This window comes from Klebsiella sp. Q11, assembly GCF_964241505.1.
In the GTDB taxonomy this organism is placed as follows: domain Bacteria; phylum Pseudomonadota; class Gammaproteobacteria; order Enterobacterales; family Enterobacteriaceae; genus Klebsiella; species Klebsiella michiganensis.
In genome coordinates this window covers 94,806-111,214 of record NZ_CAXSXW010000009.1, presented here as the reverse complement: position 1 = coordinate 111,214, position 16,409 = coordinate 94,806, and the positions used below count along the sequence as shown (strand labels likewise).

At 58.6% G+C, this 16,409-nt stretch carries 17 protein-coding genes and 1 pseudogene; 5 read left to right on the top strand and 13 right to left on the bottom strand.

Annotation, left to right across the window (positions count from 1 at the left end; genetic code table 11):
- Positions 1 to 115: 115 nt before the first annotated feature.
- Positions 116 to 1,861, bottom strand: a complete 1,746-nt coding sequence (gene dnaG, locus ACESQ2_RS16460; protein ID WP_014226898.1) for a DNA primase — start codon at positions 1,859 to 1,861, stop codon at positions 116 to 118.
- Between the two features lie 234 nt (positions 1,862 to 2,095).
- Positions 2,096 to 2,311: a 30S ribosomal protein S21 gene (gene rpsU, locus ACESQ2_RS16455; protein WP_001144069.1), complete on the bottom strand. Its 216-nt coding sequence runs from the start codon at positions 2,309 to 2,311 to the stop codon at positions 2,096 to 2,098.
- Between the two features lie 441 nt (positions 2,312 to 2,752).
- On the opposite strand from rpsU, the gene tsaD reads away from it, so the two are divergent.
- Entirely contained in the window at positions 2,753 to 3,766 is a 1,014-nt protein-coding gene (gene tsaD / locus ACESQ2_RS16450; protein WP_014226897.1) for a tRNA (adenosine(37)-N6)-threonylcarbamoyltransferase complex transferase subunit TsaD, read from the top strand.
- Positions 3,767 to 3,813: 47 nt separating this feature from the next.
- On the opposite strand, the gene ACESQ2_RS16445 is transcribed toward tsaD, so the two are convergent.
- The 8 genes from ACESQ2_RS16445 to ACESQ2_RS16410 all read right to left on the bottom strand — a co-directional run bounded on the left by ACESQ2_RS16445 (position 3,814) and on the right by ACESQ2_RS16410 (position 10,525).
- A complete protein-coding gene (locus ACESQ2_RS16445) occupies positions 3,814 to 5,421 on the bottom strand; it encodes a cytosine permease (protein ID WP_373170908.1) in 1,608 nt (535 codons plus the stop codon).
- A 151-nt stretch (positions 5,422 to 5,572) separates the two neighbouring features.
- Complete coding sequence (gene ureG / locus ACESQ2_RS16440; protein ID WP_046876555.1) at positions 5,573 to 6,190, bottom strand: urease accessory protein UreG; 618 nt, start codon at positions 6,188 to 6,190, stop codon at positions 5,573 to 5,575.
- A gap of 8 nt (positions 6,191 to 6,198) precedes the next feature.
- Positions 6,199 to 6,873 (bottom strand): urease accessory protein UreF, encoded by a 675-nt coding sequence (locus tag ACESQ2_RS16435; RefSeq protein ID WP_014226895.1) that lies wholly within the window; start codon positions 6,871 to 6,873, stop codon positions 6,199 to 6,201.
- Positions 6,874 to 7,353, bottom strand: a complete 480-nt coding sequence (gene ureE, locus ACESQ2_RS16430) for an urease accessory protein UreE (RefSeq protein ID WP_049069759.1) — start codon at positions 7,351 to 7,353, stop codon at positions 6,874 to 6,876.
- A gap of 9 nt (positions 7,354 to 7,362) precedes the next feature.
- The gene (gene ureC / locus ACESQ2_RS16425) at positions 7,363 to 9,066 is read right to left on the bottom strand and encodes an urease subunit alpha (RefSeq protein ID WP_122117492.1); all 1,704 of its coding nucleotides are present in this window, start codon (positions 9,064 to 9,066) and stop codon (positions 7,363 to 7,365) included.
- A complete protein-coding gene (locus ACESQ2_RS16420; protein WP_345911722.1) occupies positions 9,059 to 9,379 on the bottom strand; it encodes an urease subunit beta in 321 nt (106 codons plus the stop codon). Before ACESQ2_RS16420 ends, ureC begins: the two co-directional genes overlap by 8 nt.
- 9 nt (positions 9,380 to 9,388) lie before the next feature.
- Positions 9,389 to 9,691: an urease subunit gamma gene (locus tag ACESQ2_RS16415; protein WP_014226891.1), complete on the bottom strand. Its 303-nt coding sequence runs from the start codon at positions 9,689 to 9,691 to the stop codon at positions 9,389 to 9,391.
- Between the two features lie 9 nt (positions 9,692 to 9,700).
- Positions 9,701 to 10,525 carry an urease accessory protein UreD gene (locus ACESQ2_RS16410; protein ID WP_172868399.1) on the bottom strand — a complete coding sequence of 275 codons (825 nt, stop codon included), beginning with the start codon at positions 10,523 to 10,525 and terminating at the stop codon, positions 9,701 to 9,703.
- Between ACESQ2_RS16410 and ACESQ2_RS16405 the strand changes: the two are divergent.
- Positions 10,515 to 10,598, top strand: a pseudogene (locus tag ACESQ2_RS16405) (short-chain dehydrogenase); the annotation flags it as partial. The gene ACESQ2_RS16410 and the pseudogene ACESQ2_RS16405 sit on opposite strands and share 11 nt — an antisense overlap.
- 96 nt (positions 10,599 to 10,694) lie before the next feature.
- Here ACESQ2_RS16405 and plsY read toward each other — a convergent pair.
- Positions 10,695 to 11,315 (bottom strand): glycerol-3-phosphate 1-O-acyltransferase PlsY, encoded by a 621-nt coding sequence (gene plsY / locus ACESQ2_RS16400; RefSeq protein ID WP_004854283.1) that lies wholly within the window; start codon positions 11,313 to 11,315, stop codon positions 10,695 to 10,697.
- Between the two features lie 221 nt (positions 11,316 to 11,536).
- Between plsY and folB the strand changes: the two genes are divergently transcribed.
- Both folB and bacA read left to right on the top strand, forming a co-directional pair.
- Complete coding sequence (gene folB / locus ACESQ2_RS16395; RefSeq protein WP_025105911.1) at positions 11,537 to 11,920, top strand: bifunctional dihydroneopterin aldolase/7,8-dihydroneopterin epimerase; 384 nt, start codon at positions 11,537 to 11,539, stop codon at positions 11,918 to 11,920.
- 202 nt (positions 11,921 to 12,122) lie between these two features.
- Positions 12,123 to 12,944, top strand: coding sequence for an undecaprenyl-diphosphate phosphatase (gene bacA / locus ACESQ2_RS16390; protein ID WP_004854277.1), 822 nt, complete (start codon positions 12,123 to 12,125; stop codon positions 12,942 to 12,944).
- A gap of 10 nt (positions 12,945 to 12,954) precedes the next feature.
- Here the strand turns inward: bacA and ACESQ2_RS16385 are convergent, their stop codons facing one another.
- Together ACESQ2_RS16385 and ACESQ2_RS16380 are read right to left on the bottom strand one after the other, a co-directional pair.
- A complete protein-coding gene (locus ACESQ2_RS16385; protein WP_373170905.1) occupies positions 12,955 to 14,196 on the bottom strand; it encodes a multifunctional CCA addition/repair protein in 1,242 nt (413 codons plus the stop codon).
- A gap of 60 nt (positions 14,197 to 14,256) precedes the next feature.
- A complete protein-coding gene (locus tag ACESQ2_RS16380) occupies positions 14,257 to 14,877 on the bottom strand; it encodes a TIGR04211 family SH3 domain-containing protein (RefSeq protein ID WP_014226886.1) in 621 nt (206 codons plus the stop codon).
- 214 nt (positions 14,878 to 15,091) lie between these two features.
- On the opposite strand from ACESQ2_RS16380, the gene ACESQ2_RS16375 reads away from it, so the two are divergent.
- On the top strand, positions 15,092 to 16,390 hold the full coding sequence (locus ACESQ2_RS16375; protein ID WP_046876553.1) for an inorganic triphosphatase: 1,299 nt from the start codon (positions 15,092 to 15,094) through the stop codon (positions 16,388 to 16,390).
- The last annotated feature ends 19 nt before the right edge of the window (positions 16,391 to 16,409 follow it).

The following is a 16,409-nucleotide window of genomic DNA, read 5'->3' as shown; positions in this document are numbered from 1 at the left end:
TTCAAGTTGTCTCTGCGTTAGCTACGTTCTCTCATCCTGGTCATGTGCTTGTGCGCACTCCCGGGGATTCGTTCTCATGCTGCTTTGATACAACTTGAATGAGTTTGTCTTTCGTTTATTTTTTGGCCAGTTCCTGGCTGATGGTCCAGAGTTCCCGGCGCTCTTCACTGCTTAAGCCGTGCGTGCGGTCGCGAGCTATCAACTCTTCTTGCCGCAGCTCCAGCAGTGAATCAAACATATGGTTGAGCGAGTCGGTGAAGGTTTTTTCAGCAATATCCTTATCTGCTATATCGTCCCACATCGACAGTTTTTCAAGGGTTGCGGCCTCATTTGTGCCGCGATACTGCTCTAACAGCAGCCCGGTGGTCAGGCCCGGCTGTGCCAAACAGGTTTTAACCAGTTCGTTGAACAACCCAAGCCCCGGCATTTTACGCGGGTCCAGCCCTTCCAGGGGCGGTACCAGCGGCGCCAGATCCGGGTTTTGTACCAGTAACCCTATCAGTATACGCATGGTCGTGCGTTTTAGCTGCGGAGCAGGGCGCTGGATGCCATTTTCAGACTGTTTTGGCATTAAACGTTCAAGCTGCGCATCATCTAAAATCCCCAGCTTATTGCCTAACTCCTGGCGCAGGTATATGCGCAGCGTTTCACCCGGCACCTGGGTTATCAGCGGCAGCGCTAAGGTACTCAGCTGCGCGCGGCCGTCCGGGGTGCTCAAATCCACCTGCGGTAGCAGGCTGTTGAACAAAAACGTGGAGAGCGGCTGAGCCTGCTCCATCCGCGCTTCAAATGCGGCTTTCCCTTCTTTGCGCACCAGCGTATCCGGGTCTTCGCCATCCGGCAGAAACATAAAGCGCAGCTGGCGCCCGTCGGTCATATACGGCAGCGCCGTTTCCAGCGCGCGCCAGGCGGCATCGCGGCCGGCCCGGTCGCCGTCGTAGCAGCAAACCACCTGATTGGTGACCCGGAACAACAGCTGAATATGGTCAGCGGTCGTCGACGTCCCCAGCGATGCAACGGCATAGTTAATGCCGAACTGCGCCAGAGCCACCACGTCCATATAACCTTCGACCACCAGCAGGCGGGGCGGTTCAGCGTTATCCTGCTGCGCTTCATAAAGACCGTACAGCTGGCGGCCTTTATGGAAAATATCGGTCTCCGGGGAGTTCAGATACTTCGGCATGGCGTCACCCAGCACGCGACCACCAAAACCAATCACCCGGCCTCGCTTATCGCGGATGGGGAACATCACCCGTTCGCGGAAGCGGTCGTAACTGCGTCCCTGATCGTTAGTGACCAGCATGCCCGCATCAATCAGCGACTGGCGGTTTTCTTGATTACCGCCAAAACGTTTTAAAACGTTGTCCCAACCGGGAGGGGCGTAGCCAATCGCGAAGCGCGTAATCACCTCGCTGCTTAAGCCGCGTTTTTCCAGATACTGGCGCGCGGGGCCGGCGGCGGGTTGCATCAGAGACTGTTGATAAAACGTGTTCAGACCATCCATCAGCTGATAGAGATTTTGCCGCTGATGGCGCTCAATCTGGCTGGGTCCGCTACCTGCTTCATACGGCACGTCCAGATTATGCATGGCAGCCAGCTCTTCGACGGTTTCCACGAACTCGAGTTTGTCGTAGTTCATCAGGAAGTCGATAGCGTTGCCGTGCGCACCGCAGCCGAAGCAGTGGTAAAACTGTTTTTCACCGTTGACGGTGAAAGAGGGGGTTTTTTCGTTATGGAACGGACAGCACGCGTGAAAATTTTTGCCCTGCTTTTTCAGCTTTACCCGGGCATCGATCAGATCGACGATATCGGTGCGCGCCAGCAGGTCATTGATAAATACTCGTGGAATTCGTCCAGCCATATGCCCCGTTTTATACACGTTACCCTTCAAGCTGCCTCTGCGTTGGCTTCGCTCGTTCACCCCTGTCACTTACTTCGGTAAGCTCTGGGGACTCACTCCCTTGCCGCCTTGATGCATCTTGAATGATTGGGTGTATATGCTAATGCATAAACGAAAATAAGCCGCGCATTCCTTTCGGAAGCACGGCCTTACAACTACAACTCGGTCTGAATTGAGAGCGTGGCTCCCAACAGATTAGTACAGACGAGTGCGGCGTGCGTTTTCGCGAGCCAGTTTCTTCGCGTGACGTTTCACTGCGGAAGCTTTAGCGCGTTTACGTTCGGTAGTCGGTTTTTCATAGAACTCACGACGACGAACTTCCGCCAGAACACCTGCTTTTTCGCATGAACGTTTGAAGCGACGCAGCGCTACGTCGAACGGCTCGTTTTCACGTACTTTAATTACCGGCATGTAACTCTCACCTTTGATAAATTCGGTTTGCCGCTGGCATCAGCGCCAGCTTATTTCAAAATGGTGCGGAATTTTACTGCAATTGCTGCTGCTTTGTAAAGCACCGACGCGATTTTTGAAAGGGACTTTTATAAGGACAGGGAGTATACACGAAGTGAACGCCAGGGGTGAGGAAAGTTTTATACCCGTCGTCTTTCAGCCCGCAGGAGCGTTGGCTTTTGAGTTACGAGTCTCATCCATGAGACTCGCCCTTACGGGCCGTCGTTCCACGACGTTCAAATCTGTTCCTGACAGATTTGTCGCTTACCCCAGTCACGTACTTTCCGTACGCTCCGGGGGATGCGCTGCGTCGCCGCCTTCCCGCGACCTGAAATTCTTAGGGTATACATCAACCCGCATTGGTCCTACACTGCGCGGTATTGAAACGAGGTAAAACTAGCCATGCGTGTACTGGGAATTGAAACATCCTGCGATGAAACCGGCATCGCCATTTATGACGACGAAAAAGGTCTGTTAGCCAACCAGCTGTATAGTCAGGTGAAATTGCACGCTGACTACGGCGGAGTGGTGCCCGAGCTGGCCTCGCGCGACCACGTACGTAAAACCGTCCCCCTGATTCAGGCGGCGCTCAAGGAAGCCGGGCTGACGGCAAAGGATATCGATGCCGTTGCGTATACGGCGGGCCCCGGCCTGGTTGGCGCGCTGCTGGTCGGCGCGACGGTAGGCCGCTCGCTGGCGTTCGCCTGGAACGTGCCGGCGATCCCGGTACACCATATGGAAGGGCACCTGCTGGCGCCGATGCTGGAAGATAATCCGCCGCAGTATCCTTTTGTCGCGCTGCTGGTTTCCGGCGGCCATACCCAGCTGATCGGCGTCACCGGCATTGGCCAGTATGAACTGCTGGGCGAATCGATTGACGACGCGGCGGGCGAAGCCTTCGATAAGACAGCGAAACTGCTGGGGCTGGATTATCCCGGCGGCCCGATGCTGTCGAAGATGGCCTCCCAGGGCACCGAAGGGCGCTTTGTCTTCCCGCGCCCGATGACCGACCGTCCCGGGCTGGATTTCAGCTTTTCTGGCCTCAAGACCTTTGCCGCGAACACCATTCGCAGCAACGGCGATGACGATCAAACCCGCGCCGATATCGCCCGCGCTTTCGAAGATGCGGTCGTGGATACGCTGATGATTAAGTGCCGCCGCGCGCTGGATCAAACCGGCTTTAAACGGCTGGTGATGGCGGGGGGCGTCAGCGCTAACCGTACGCTGCGCGCGAAGCTGGCGGAAATGATGAAAAAGCGCGGTGGTGAAGTCTTCTACGCTCGTCCTGAATTCTGTACCGATAACGGCGCGATGATTGCCTATGCGGGGATGGTCCGTCTGCGCTCCGGCGCTAAAGCGGAGCTCGGCGTTACCGTTCGTCCGCGCTGGCCGCTGGCTGAGCTTCCGGCGGCATAACGTCTGATATTTCACAGGCCGACGTCCTGTCGGCCTGCCTTCGCGACTTATTCCATACTCTTACACAGCGAGCAAATCGCCCCCTGGTGCTTGTGCGAATGCATCACGTCAGGACGTTCGTACTCTTCCCGGCAGCTCAGGCAGCGGTAAACGGTGATCGATGCGTTACCCTGCGCATCGTAGCGCGGCTCGGCGATACCATCATCGTGCTGTTTAATGTAATAGCGCCCGCGGGTGGCGATCCCCATGGCCGGCGTCATCACGAAAGCCACCGCCAGCGCAATCAGCGGCGAGAACGGCGCCAGCGTTTCGCCCAGCAGGCCGAAGAAGGCGCTAATCGAAAGGCCTGCCGCGAGGGCAAAAGAGACCACGCCTACCGGGTTGACGTTGTAGATCATCCCGCGGCGATACTCCGGCTGCGCCGGCGCCAGCTTCAGCACCCCTTTGTTGACGGTGATGTCGGTGGCGACCACCACCACCCAGGCGATGGCAAAGTTAGAATAGAAGCCGAGGATCCACGCCAGAGCGCTAAACATGTCGCCTTCCATCAGGGCAAGGGCAATCGTCAGGTTGACGATGACGAAAATAATCCGCCCCGGATAACGTTTGGTGGTGCGCGTCCAGGCGCTGGTCCACGCCAGCGAGCCGGAATAGGCGTTGGTGACGTTAATTTTAATCTGCGAGATAACCACCAGCACTACCGCGAGGGTGAGCGCCAGCCAGCCGGGGACCAGGTTATCGAAGACGCTGACGAACTGTTGCACCGGTTCGGTGTTGTGCACCGCCGGGAAGCGGGTCAGCAGATAGAAGCCGAGGAAAGCGCCGATAATCTGTTTAATCGCGCCTAATACGACCCAGCCCGGGCCGGCGGAGAACACCGCCAGCCACCAGCTTTTGCTGTTTTCCGCGGTCTTCGGCGGCATAAAGCGCAGGTAGTCGATCTGCTCGCCAATCTGCATGATCAGCGACAGGCAGACCCCCGCGCCGAGCATAATGGCGGTTAAATCTACCGTTGCGGCGTTGTTTTTACCGGCGAAGTTCATAAAGCCGTCCACCAGATCCGGGTCTTTGGCGATAAGCCACGCCACCGGAACCACCATCAGGACCAGCCACAGCGGCGTCGTCCAGACCTGAAGGCGAGTCAGCGCCTTCATGCCGTAGACCACCAGCGGCAAGACCATCAGCGTGGCGATGAGATAGCCCATCCACAGCGGGATCCCCAGGCCCACCAGCAGCCCCTGCGCCATGATCGAGCCTTCAAGCGCGAAGAAGATAAAGGTAAATCCGGCGAAGATAATGCTGGTGATCACCGAACCAAAGTAGCCGAAACCGGCGCTGCGGGTGATTAGGTCGAGGTCGATGTTATAGCGCGCGGCGGTAATCGCCAGCGGAATACCGGTAAGAAAAATAACCAGCGCCGCCAGCAGGATCGCGTAAATCGCATTGGTGGTGCCCCAGGCCATGCCGATGCTGGCGCCGATAGAAAAGTCAGCCAGATAGGCGATGCCGCCCAATGCGGTCACCGCGACAACCCCCGGTCCCCAGCGGCGAAAGCTCAGCGGAGCATAGCGAAGGGTATAATCTTCCAGCGTTTCTTTGGAGCCGGAGGCACTGGTTTGCGCAGGTAAATCAGTTTTTATATCCAGTGATGACATAGTCATTCCTTAATGGTTAGGCATGACTGGAATTAGCAAACCTTATGCCACATCGCAGGGCAGGCGCTATCAGGGCTTCATGAAGGGGATGGCTAAAGAGAGGGCAGGGTATGCACCATCCCGACACCTCTGCGCCGGGATGGTGCAGGGGTTACTTGCCGAGCATGCCTTTGTCTTCGATAAAGGCGATGATATTTTGCAGGCCGTCGCCGCTTTTCAGGTTGGTGAAGCTCCACGGGCGTTCGCCGCGCATGCGCAGGGTATCGCGCTCCATCACTTCCAGAGACGCGCCCACGTACGGTGCAAGATCGGTTTTGTTGATCACCAGGAAGTCGGATTTGGTGATCCCCGGTCCGCCTTTGCGCGGGATCTTTTCCCCTTCCGCCACGTCGATGACGTAGATGGTGAGATCCGCCAGCTCCGGGCTGAAGGTGGCGCTCAGGTTATCGCCGCCGCTTTCCACAAAGATGAGATCGAGATTGCCGAATTTCTCGCTCAGCGCTTCCACCGCGGCAAGGTTCATCGACGCATCTTCCCGAATAGCGGTATGCGGGCAGCCGCCGGTTTCGACGCCGACAATTCGTTCAGGATCCAGGGCGCCAGCCTCGGTGAGAATGCGCTGATCTTCTTTGGTGTAGATATCGTTGGTCACCACCGCCAGCTGCCAGGTGTCGCGCATGGCTTTGCAAAGGGCTTCCAGCAGCGCGGTTTTTCCGGAGCCGACCGGGCCGCCGACGCCGACGCGCAGCGGTTGCTTAATCATGTTCATATCTTCTCCTAAGAACGGAATAATCGGGAATACTGGGTTTCGTGCCGGGCGGAAGCGATAGCCGCAAGCGGCGTCGCCGAACCGATGGCGTCGTCCGGGGTCGCCAGGGCGCTGTCCATGTCCGCCGCGTAGCGGTCGCACAGGCGAAGAATCAACTGCTGGGCCGCCTGCTGGCCAAAGGGCACCAGCTTGACGCCCGCCATCACCGCGCTTTCAATCCAGCTATAGCCAAGGCTCAGGGCCAGGTCAGGAATGGCGATTTGCCAGCGTACGCCGAGCCACGCCATGCCGGTTAGCTGACTTTGCTGGCACAGCTTGCGCCACTCGGGCGGGCAGTCCGGCTGCCAGTCGGCCAGCAGCCGGGTGAAGGCCGCGCCGCGGTTGCGCTCTTCATCGCGCAGCTCGCGGGTTTCCCGGCAGGCGAGCAGATAAGCGGTCCAGCGCCGGGCGCAGGCCAGATCGCCCGCTTCGCAGGCCCGGTAGAGGCGGGCAAACAGCGGCAGGTCGACGGTAAAAAAGCTCTGCTCCATTTGGCGCAGCTGCCAGCGCTCAAAGGCGGCGGTATCCGCTACCCAGCCTGCTTCCACCGCCCACTCCAGCCCCTGGGACCAGCTGTAGCCGCCAACCGGGAGGCTGCTGCTGGCAAGCTGCATCAAGCGCAGACGTTTTTCCGGCGTCGGCATTTAGTGGCTGTGCTCACGATCGTGATGGTGGTGGTGATGGTGATGGCCGTGCGATTCGCTGGCGTAGGCGCCGGCTTCCGGTTCAAACGGCAGATGCGCGAAATCCACGGCCAGGCCAAACTGGCGCAGCATATCGTCCAGGACGTGATCGTGATGATAGCGCAGCTCGCCGGGCATAATCTGTAGCGGCACGTGGCGATTGCCAAGGTGATAGCAGGCCTTCGCCAGCATAAAAGGATCGGCGCAGCGTACGACCGAAACGGCTTCATCAGCGGCGATCACTTCAACGAATTCGCTGCCGTTTTCGTTACTGAGAATGTCGCCGCCGCGCAGCAGCAGACCGCGCGGCAGCAGCAGGCCCGCCTGACGGCCATCGTTAAGCGTGACTTTAATGCGGCTTTTTACCCGCACGTCAATCGGCAGGGTAACGCTGGCCGTGGCCTGCGCCGGTGTCTCCACCCGTTGGGTCAAATAAAGCATTTGCGCTCCTTAAAACAGGAAATAACGTTGCGCCATCGGTAACACGTCCGCCGGTTCGCTGGTTATCAGTTCGCCGTCGATGCGCACCTCGTAGGTTTGCGAATCCACGGTAATAGTGGGCAGCAGGCCGTTGTGGTGCATATCGCCTTTTTGTACCGTGCGGCAGCCTTTAACCACCGCCGTCGCGCTGCGCAGGTTCAGCCGTTCAGCGACGCCGTTTTCCGCCGCCGCCTGCGACAGAAAGGTCAAACGGCAGCGGTGGCGAGCGCTGCCCAGCGCGCCGAACATCGGGCGATAGTGCACCGGCTGCGGCGTCGGGATAGAGGCGTTGATGTCGCCCATCGGCGCCATCGCGATCATACCGCCTTTGACGATCGTCGCCGGCTTCACGCCGAAGAACGCCGGGGACCACAGCACCAGATCCGCCAGTTTCCCCACTTCAATCGAACCGACTTCATGGGCGATACCGTGGGTTAACGCCGGATTAATGGTGTATTTGGCGATATAGCGCTTCACGCGGAAGTTGTCGTTATCGCCGCTCTCTTCCGCCAGCGGGCCGCGCTGGACCTTCATCCGGTGCGCCACCTGCCAGGTGCGCAACACCACTTCGCCGACGCGCCCCATCGCCTGTGAATCAGACGAGGTGAGGGAGAAGGCGCCCAGATCGTGCAGGACGTCTTCCGCGGCAATGGTTTCCCGCCGAATGCGCGATTCGGCAAACGCCACGTCCTCGGCGATATCCGGGTCGAGATGATGGCAAACCATCAGCATATCCAGATGTTCGTCAATGGTGTTGACGGTATAGGGCAGCGTCGGGTTGGTCGACGAGGGCAGAATATTGGGGTGCGCGCAGGCGGTAATAATATCCGGCGCATGGCCGCCGCCCGCCCCTTCGGTATGGAAAGTATGGATAGTGCGCCCGCCGATGGCCGCCAGGGTATCCTCAACGAATCCGGACTCATTGAGGGTGTCGCTGTGCAGCGCGACCTGCACGTCCATTTCGTCGGCCACCGTCAGCGCGCAGTCGATTGCCGCCGGGGTCGCGCCCCAGTCTTCGTGAATTTTCAGGCCGATAACCCCGGCCGCAACCTGCTCACGCAGCGCATCCGGATTCGAACCATTGCCTTTACCCAGCAGGCCAATATTGACCGGCAGGCTGTCCGCGGCCTGCAGCATCCGCGAGATGTACCACGGCCCGGGCGTGCAGGTCGTGGCGTTGGTGCCCGCCGCCGGGCCGGTCCCGCCGCCGATCATGGTGGTGACGCCGGAGACCAGCGCCTCTTCCGCCTGCTGCGGACAGATCCAGTGAATATGCGTATCGACGCCGCCGGCGGTGACGATCTTGCCTTCCGCCGCAATAATTTCCGTGGCCGCGCCGATCGGGATCGTGACGTTGGGCTGAATATCCGGGTTGCCGGCTTTGCCGATCGCGAAGATCCGCCCGTCTTTGACGCCAATATCGGCTTTGACGATCCCCCAGTAATCGACGATCAGGGCATTGGTCAGCACCAGATCCACGCACCCGGCGGAAAGCATCTGTCCCTGGCCCATACCGTCGCGGATCACTTTGCCACCGCCGAATTTGACCTCTTCGCCGTAGGTGGTCAAATCATCTTCGACCTCGATCCACAGCTCGGTGTCCGCCAGGCGAACTTTATCGCCGGTGGTGGGGCCGAACATGTCGGCATAGGCCTGACGTGAAATGTCACTCATCGTTTGCCTCCAGCGCGCCCATAACGTCTCCGCGGAAACCGTACACCGCGCGGGTTCCGGTCAGCGCCACCAGCTCCACCTCGCGCTTTTGGCCCGGTTCGAAGCGCACTGCGGTGCCGGCGGCGATATTCAGGCGATAGCCGGTCGCCTGCTGGCGATCGAACTTCAGCGCCGGGTTGACCTCGGCGAAGTGGTAATGCGAGCCGACCTGAATCGGCCGGTCGCCGTGATTTTCAACGATAATGCAGCAGGTGGCGCGGCCGACGTTAATCGCTATCTGGCCGGGTTTTACCTGATATTCTCCTGGGATCATCGCGCTACCTCAGATTATCGGGTTATGGACGGTAACCAGCTTCGAGCCGTCCGGGAAGGTGGCTTCGACCTGGATATCGGGGATCATTTCCGGCACGCCTTCCATGACCTGGTCGCGGCTCAGGACGTGGCGTCCCTCTTCCATCAGCTCGGCGACGCTTCTGCCATCGCGCGCGCCCTCCATAATAAAGGCGCTAATCAGGGCCACGGATTCGGGATAATTGAGCTTCAGACCGCGGGCCAGGCGACGCTCCGCCACCAGCGCGGCGGTAAACAGCAACAGCTTGTCTTTTTCTCTGGGTGTCAGTTCCATAGCGTTCTCTTAAGTCAGCCAGATTCGGGGGAGTACCGGAGATTTGCCGGTCAGGTGCGGGCGCATAAATTGCCAGATATCGCGCATCGCCCGCTGGCAAAGCAGATTATCGTCACTTAGAAAGCGTACCGTCAGCAGGCCGTCGGTGAGCGTCGCGCCGGCGTAGTTTGCCAGCGGCGTAAGTTTTTCGCGTACGCCTTCGAGCAGCGTTTCGTTCGCCGGGTAGAACAGCATCGTTCCCACCCACGGCTGCTGCGCGACGCAGGCCAGCTGTCCATCGGCCAGGCTCAGGCGCTCAATCAGCAGCGGAGAGCCGTCGACCCACACCTCCAGACGATTGGCGAGCGCGCCGTGGCTAAAGGCTTCGCCGATGACCGGCCGGCCAAGGCACAGCAGGTCCCACGCCAGCAGCGTGCTGGAGGCGGAGAGATGAAAGACGGTAGACAAAGCGGCGTTGGCGCCGGGAAAGAAGATGGCGTCCTGCGGCAGCCACTCGAGCGTTGAGTTTTCGGCCAGCGTCAGGGTTTGCTGAAGACGCGCCTGCGCGCCGCTGCTGCGATAGAACTTGCTGGCGCCGGGCATGGTGATCAGCGTGTGGCACCCGGGATCCATCGTCGCGCTAATGGTGAGCTCATCGCCGCCGACGATACCGCCGGGCGGATGAAGCAGATAGAGGTGGCAGGTCTCTTCTTCGGGATAAAACGGGCGCTGAACGGTGAGGGGACCGACATGACGACGGGAGGCGAGCGTGGTTTTCCCGCCGAGAAATTGAAACTGGAGGTCCAGCGAGGCCTGCCAGCCTTTTTTATTCTGTGGTAACACGGTGCCGTGCAATGTCGCGCCCCTGCAAAATCAAGATAAAACAGCAGCGAAGAGTATTGATCGGGGGCCAACCATCCCGGTCATATGAAAAGCTTATGCCCGTCATACTTCGAGCCGCAGCCGCGTTGGTTTACTTTAATCACCTGGGACTCACTTGCCGTGAGTTGCGGCGCAGCAACGTTTATTTCTGCTCCGGCGTTTTTTTCTTCTTTTTGAGCCGGGTCCAGATGCGGGTTTCCTGACGACGCCACAGACGCTGTATGTTGTCGTGATGGCGCAGCAGAATCAGGCATGACAGCATCGAAACCGGGAAAGTGTACTGCGGTTTGAACCACCAGACATAGAACGGAGCAATCAGCGCGCTCACGATAGCCCCCAGCGAGGAGTAGCCGCTGAGCAGAATCGTCAGCAGCCAGGTTCCGGCCATCACGCCGGTGAGATCCCAGCCGATAGGAGCAATGGCGCCGAAAGCGGTGGCCACGCCTTTACCGCCGCGAAAGTTAAAAAATACCGGCCAGATATGGCCCACGCAGGCGGCGATCGCCACCAGGCCGAGCCAGAACGGCGTCAGGCCTAACGCCCACGCGCCCCAGACCGGCAGCATACCTTTCAGGACGTCAAAAATAAGCACCGCTACGGCTGCGCCCTTGCCGCCAATTCGCAGGACGTTCGTCGCCCCTGGATTGCCGGAGCCGCTGTCGCGAGGGTCGGGAAGGCCAGCGAGGCGGCAAACGAGAATGGCGCTGGAGATTGAGCCGCAGAGGTAGGCGAGGATAACCAGTCCAGGCGCGATTGCACTCATCAGCTGTTCCATTTTGAAAGTGTCGTTTTATCCCCTGCGCACTGCGCGTTGTCCGCGCATTGGCTCGCCGGGACCCATAGCGACGCTATGCTCCTGGAGCCTTGCCGCGTCACTGTCTTCCTGCAACGCAAATTATTTAGGGGATGTCTTTGCATCTGTGGATAATACGCATAATTGGCCGGAAGTGGTATCCGGTTTAGCCAAAAAGCAGGCAGGTCGTGATGGATATTGTATTTATAGAGCAACTTTCGGTAATCACCACAATTGGTGTTTACGACTGGGAACAGACCATCGAACAGAAGCTGGTGTTCGATATCGAAATGGCGTGGGATAACCGCAAAGCGGCGGCCAGCGATGATGTCAGCGATTGTCTCAGCTATGCTGATATCAGCGAGCTGGTAATCAGCCACGTCGAAGGCGGGCGTTTTGCGCTGGTGGAACGCGTGGCGGAAGAAATTGCCGACCTGCTGCTGGAAAATTTTCAATCTCCATGGGTACGTATTAAAGTCAGCAAACCTGGGGCGGTAGCCCGAGCGGCTAACGTCGGCGTCATTATTGAACGTGGCCTTAATCTGAAACAAAACTTTTCAGGTCATACTCGTTAAACAAATTGCGTTTATACCGGTCATAGAATCCGGCCATCAGGCTATTTTCTTTGCCGTTTTGCCCTGTGACAGCGCTCGAAATCCTTGCGTACAACCTGTACGCTCACTTTTCTGCGCGCTGTCTGTGGCCAAATAAGCACGCCTGATAGCTCGGTTCTTCGTTCCTGGTTTTTTCATTTTACTTTTTAAAGGGTTTAATTGGATGAGCGATATACACTCGCTGCTGATAGCGGCAATATTGGGTGTGGTTGAGGGTTTGACAGAATTTTTACCTGTCTCCAGTACTGGTCATATGATTATTGTCGGTCATCTGCTGGGTTTTGAAGGCGATACCGCGAATACGTTTGAAGTCGTTATTCAGCTTGGTTCCATTCTGGCCGTTGTGGTGATGTTCTGGCGCCGCCTGTTTGGTCTTATCGGCATTCATTTTGGCAAAAAGCCCGAACATGAAGGCCAGGGCAGCGGTCGCCTGTCGCTTATCCATATTCTTTTGGGGATGATCCCGGCGGTGGTGCTGGGGCTGATTTTCCACGATACCATCAAGTCGCTGTTTAACCCGATAAACGTGATGTATGCGCTGATTGTGGGCGGCGTGCTGCTGATCGCGGCGGAGGTGCTGAAGCCGAAACAGCCGCGCGCGGTGGGCATTGATGATATGACCTATCGTCAGGCGTTCGTCATCGGCTGCTTCCAGTGTCTGGCGCTGTGGCCGGGCTTCTCGCGTTCCGGGGCGACGATTTCCGGCGGGATGCTGATGGGCGTCAGCCGCTATGCGGCCTCTGAGTTCTCGTTCCTGCTGGCGGTGCCGATGATGATGGGCGCAACCGTACTGGATATGTACAAGAGCATTGGCTTCCTGAACGCCGGCGATATTCCGATGTTTGCCGTCGGTTTTATCACAGCGTTTATCGTCGCGCTGATTGCGATTAAAACCTTCCTGCAGCTGATTAAACGTATTTCGTTTATCCCATTCGCCATCTACCGTTTTATCGTTGCGGCAGCGGTCTACGTGGTCTTCTTCTAAGCGCCCGCCCTCAGTCCCGCGGCTGAGGGCAACGCTTTTCTTTCCAGCGGGCGACGGCCTGAATCCGCCGACGCGTCAGCTCTTCACGAATTTCAACGCCCTGAAAACCTTCCGCCACCACCTCTTTAGTTGAAACCGACCGGGCAACGTCCCAGGCTTCCAGCAGCAGGCGACCCTGCGGATAATCGCAGGCTTCAAAGCCGGTGCGCCCGCGCACGTCGGCCTCGCTGGTTAACGCGATTTGCCTGACACGATGCGGCTTGCGCCAGGCGTCGATATTATCGAACAGCTTGACCAGCGTTTTCGGCTGCAGGATGGGCAGCGTATGAATCAGATCGTGAAATTCGGCGACCAGTTTTGCCAGGTCGCGCAGCTCGTTTGGCACCCGCAAACGGGCGCAGAGCTGCTCGACCAGCTTAACGCCAGCCGGACCGTGACCATGATGGCGCGGCCAGAGCGCTTTCGGCGTCAGCCCTTTCCCGAGGTCGTGGCATAGGGTGGCAAAACGGACATCCACTTCGGGCGAGAGCATCGCCGCCATGGTGACGGTCATCAACGTGTGCAGGCCAGTGTCGATTTCCGGGTGCCATTTAGCCGGAGCCGGTACGCCATAAAGAGCGTCGACTTCCGGGAACAGCACCTTGAGCGCGCGGCAGTCGCGTAATGTCTGGAAGAAGACCTGCGGATTGCGGGTAGAGAGGGCGCTTTCCGTCTCTTTCCACACCCGCTCGGGCGTGAGGTGCGCCAGCTCGCCGGCATCGGCCATCGCCCGCATCAGCGCCATGGTTTCATCGGCGATGCGGAACCCCAGATGCGCGTAGCGGGCGGCAAAACGCGCCACGCGCAGGACGCGTAGCGGGTCCTCGCTAAAGGCGGGCGAGACGTGGCGCAGCAGGCGCTGGCGTAAATCAGCCAGGCCGCCGTAGGGATCGATAATCTGGCCGTCGGCGTCCTGGGCCAGCGCGTTGATCGTCAGATCGCGGCGCAGCAGGTCTTGCTCAAGGGTGACGTCAGCGGCGGCATAGCAGGTAAAGCCGGTGTAGCCGGAGCCGGACTTGCGCTCGGTGCGCGCCAGCGCATACTCTTCGCGGCTTTGCGGATGCAGGAACACGGGAAAATCACGGCCTACCTGCTGGTAGCCCGCGTCGAGAAGTTGCTGAGGCGTGGCGCCAACCACGACCCAATCTTTGTCTTTAACCGGTAGCCTTAATAACGCATCTCGTACTGCACCACCGACCAGATAAACCTTCACGCCTCACTCTCCCGTCTTTATTTTCTTACGATGATACGTAAGTCTGGCAGAGAAGACGAATTAGTTCATCCAGCGGTCTTTGCGTTTGCGGCTCGGTACCAGGTGCGGCAACACCAGTCCGAGGATCAGGCCGACGCCCAGCACGCCGCCGCCGTACATAAACCACTGCATGATAATGGTGCGCTGTTTGTCATCAAGCTGCAGATTTGCGGCGTTTACCTTTTTCTGCGCGACAACCAGCTCATTTTTCAGCTTTTGGTTCTCTTCTTTCAGACCGTTTATCACGGCGTCGCTACCGGCGACTTTCTTCTGCATATCCGCCGTGCGCTGGTTCCAGGTGGTGTCGATGTTGTTGAGTTTGTCGGTCAGGGTTTTAACCTGGTTTTCCAGATCCGGCACGCGGGTGCGCAGGCTGGGCTCGTTGCTCAGCTCTTTCAAGGGGATCCAGGCGGTACGGCCGCTGTTGTCGCGTACCTGAGCGTAGTTCGTGCTGTCGTTGGTTTGCAGCACCGCGACTTCTTCACCGGCGTTGATGGTGCCCACGAGACGATAGTTATCGCCCGGACCGCTGCGCACCCAGGTATTCAGTTCATCTGAAACGTAACGTTTTTCTTCCGCGTGGACCGCCGTGGCGGCGCTCAGCGCCAGCAAAGTCAATGTAATAAGGCGTAATTTTGGCATCAGGTCATCGTTTGGTCATAAAAAGTTGAACGATAGTAGTGGCATCGCCGAAGCGACGCAAAGTTTTCCGCCACAATCGGAATCATCCAGGAGGTGGCCCGGCAAAATGCGCATTGCATGGCGATTCGCCGCAAAATACTATTTACTGACAAGAAATATCGTTGTTAGTTCGCCGCAATTTCCCGGCACAGCATATAAGCGGAAGAATTCAGTCATGGCTCAAGAAATCGAATTAAAGTTTATCGTCGCTCAGGATGGCGTTGACGCGCTGCGTCAGCACCTCAACGCGCTGGAGGCAAAGCATACGCCAGCGGGTCAATTGCTGAATATTTACTATGAAACGGCGGATAACTGGCTGCGCCGCCACGACATGGGGCTGCGCATTCGCGGCGACCAGGGGCGCTATGAAATGACGCTGAAAATCGCCGGGCGCGTCGTCGGCGGCCTGCATCAGCGTCCGGAATACAACATTCCGCTGGACACGCCGGAGCTGGCGCTGGAGAAACTGCCGGCTGAGGTCTGGCCGCAGGGGGAACTGCCGGCGGCGCTCGCACAGAACGTACAGCCGCTTTTCAGCACTGATTTTGAGCGTGAAAGATGGGTGGTCAAAGAAGGCGACAGCGAAATTGAAATCGCGCTTGACCGCGGCGAAGTTAAAGCCGGCGAGCATCAGGAACCGATTTGTGAACTGGAGCTGGAACTGCTGTCCGGTACTACGCAGGACATTCTGACCCTTGCCCGTCGCCTGCTGGATACCGGCGTACTGCGTCAGGGCAGCCTGAGCAAGGCGGCGCGCGGTTATCATCTGGCGCAGGGCAATGAAGAACGTCCGATGACCGCGTTAACGATCCTTCGCGTCGCGCCGAAGGCCAGCGTCGAGCAGGGTCTGGAAGCGGCGCTGGAAAGCGCGCTGGCGCACTGGCTGTATCATGATGAACTCCTCAATCGCGGCAATGCAAAAGCGAAAGCGGAGATTTTGCACGCTATCGCCCGCGTGCGGCACGCGCTGGTGCTGTTTGGCGGTATTGTCCCGCGCAAGGCCACCACGCTGCTGCGTGAGCGTCTGAGCGAAGCTGAGGCGGCGCTGGCGGAGGCCGAAACCGCCCAGGCGGCGCTTTTCAGCGTGGCGACCGTCAGAGCCAAGCTGACGCTCACCGATCTGCTGATAAACCGCGGCTGGCGTCCCTTCCTGAACGCAGCCGGAGAGCAGAAAATTGCCGGTTCGTTTAAACGCTTCGCGGATATTCAGCTCTCCAGAGCGGCGGCGGAGCTGAAAAACGCCTTCCGCCAGCCGTCCGCTGACGGTTATGTCGATCAGCTTCCGCGCCTGACCCGTGAAATTGACACCGTTCAGCTGCTATCCGGAGCTTATATCGACGCTGCCGCGCCGTGGCTGGAAAACTGGCAAGAAACCCGCCGGGCGATTGCGCATAACGACAGCAGCGTCATCGAATATTTTCGTCGCCAGGCGCTGGCCGCGGAGCCGTTCTGGCTGCATAGTGGAAAACGATAATTTTCAGGCCAGGGAGCCC

What these genes read in the sequence shown, in the direction of transcription:
- dnaG (WP_014226898.1), bottom strand. Translation starts at nt 1,861, where the DNA reads ATGGCTGGACGAATTCCACGAGTATTTATCAATGACCTGCTGGCGCGC.
- rpsU (WP_001144069.1), bottom strand. Translation starts at nt 2,311, where the DNA reads ATGCCGGTAATTAAAGTACGTGAAAACGAGCCGTTCGACGTAGCGCTG.
- tsaD (WP_014226897.1), top strand. Translation starts at nt 2,753, where the DNA reads ATGCGTGTACTGGGAATTGAAACATCCTGCGATGAAACCGGCATCGCC.
- ACESQ2_RS16445 (WP_373170908.1), bottom strand. Translation starts at nt 5,421, where the DNA reads ATGTCATCACTGGATATAAAAACTGATTTACCTGCGCAAACCAGTGCC.
- ureG (WP_046876555.1), bottom strand. Translation starts at nt 6,190, where the DNA reads ATGAACATGATTAAGCAACCGCTGCGCGTCGGCGTCGGCGGCCCGGTC.
- ACESQ2_RS16435 (WP_014226895.1), bottom strand. Translation starts at nt 6,873, where the DNA reads ATGCCGACGCCGGAAAAACGTCTGCGCTTGATGCAGCTTGCCAGCAGC.
- ureE (WP_049069759.1), bottom strand. Translation starts at nt 7,353, where the DNA reads ATGCTTTATTTGACCCAACGGGTGGAGACACCGGCGCAGGCCACGGCC.
- ureC (WP_122117492.1), bottom strand. Translation starts at nt 9,066, where the DNA reads ATGAGTGACATTTCACGTCAGGCCTATGCCGACATGTTCGGCCCCACC.
- ACESQ2_RS16420 (WP_345911722.1), bottom strand. Translation starts at nt 9,379, where the DNA reads ATGATCCCAGGAGAATATCAGGTAAAACCCGGCCAGATAGCGATTAAC.
- ACESQ2_RS16415 (WP_014226891.1), bottom strand. Translation starts at nt 9,691, where the DNA reads ATGGAACTGACACCCAGAGAAAAAGACAAGCTGTTGCTGTTTACCGCC.
- plsY (WP_004854283.1), bottom strand. Translation starts at nt 11,315, where the DNA reads ATGAGTGCAATCGCGCCTGGACTGGTTATCCTCGCCTACCTCTGCGGC.
- folB (WP_025105911.1), top strand. Translation starts at nt 11,537, where the DNA reads ATGGATATTGTATTTATAGAGCAACTTTCGGTAATCACCACAATTGGT.
- bacA (WP_004854277.1), top strand. Translation starts at nt 12,123, where the DNA reads ATGAGCGATATACACTCGCTGCTGATAGCGGCAATATTGGGTGTGGTT.
- ACESQ2_RS16380 (WP_014226886.1), bottom strand. Translation starts at nt 14,877, where the DNA reads ATGCCAAAATTACGCCTTATTACATTGACTTTGCTGGCGCTGAGCGCC.
- ACESQ2_RS16375 (WP_046876553.1), top strand. Translation starts at nt 15,092, where the DNA reads ATGGCTCAAGAAATCGAATTAAAGTTTATCGTCGCTCAGGATGGCGTT.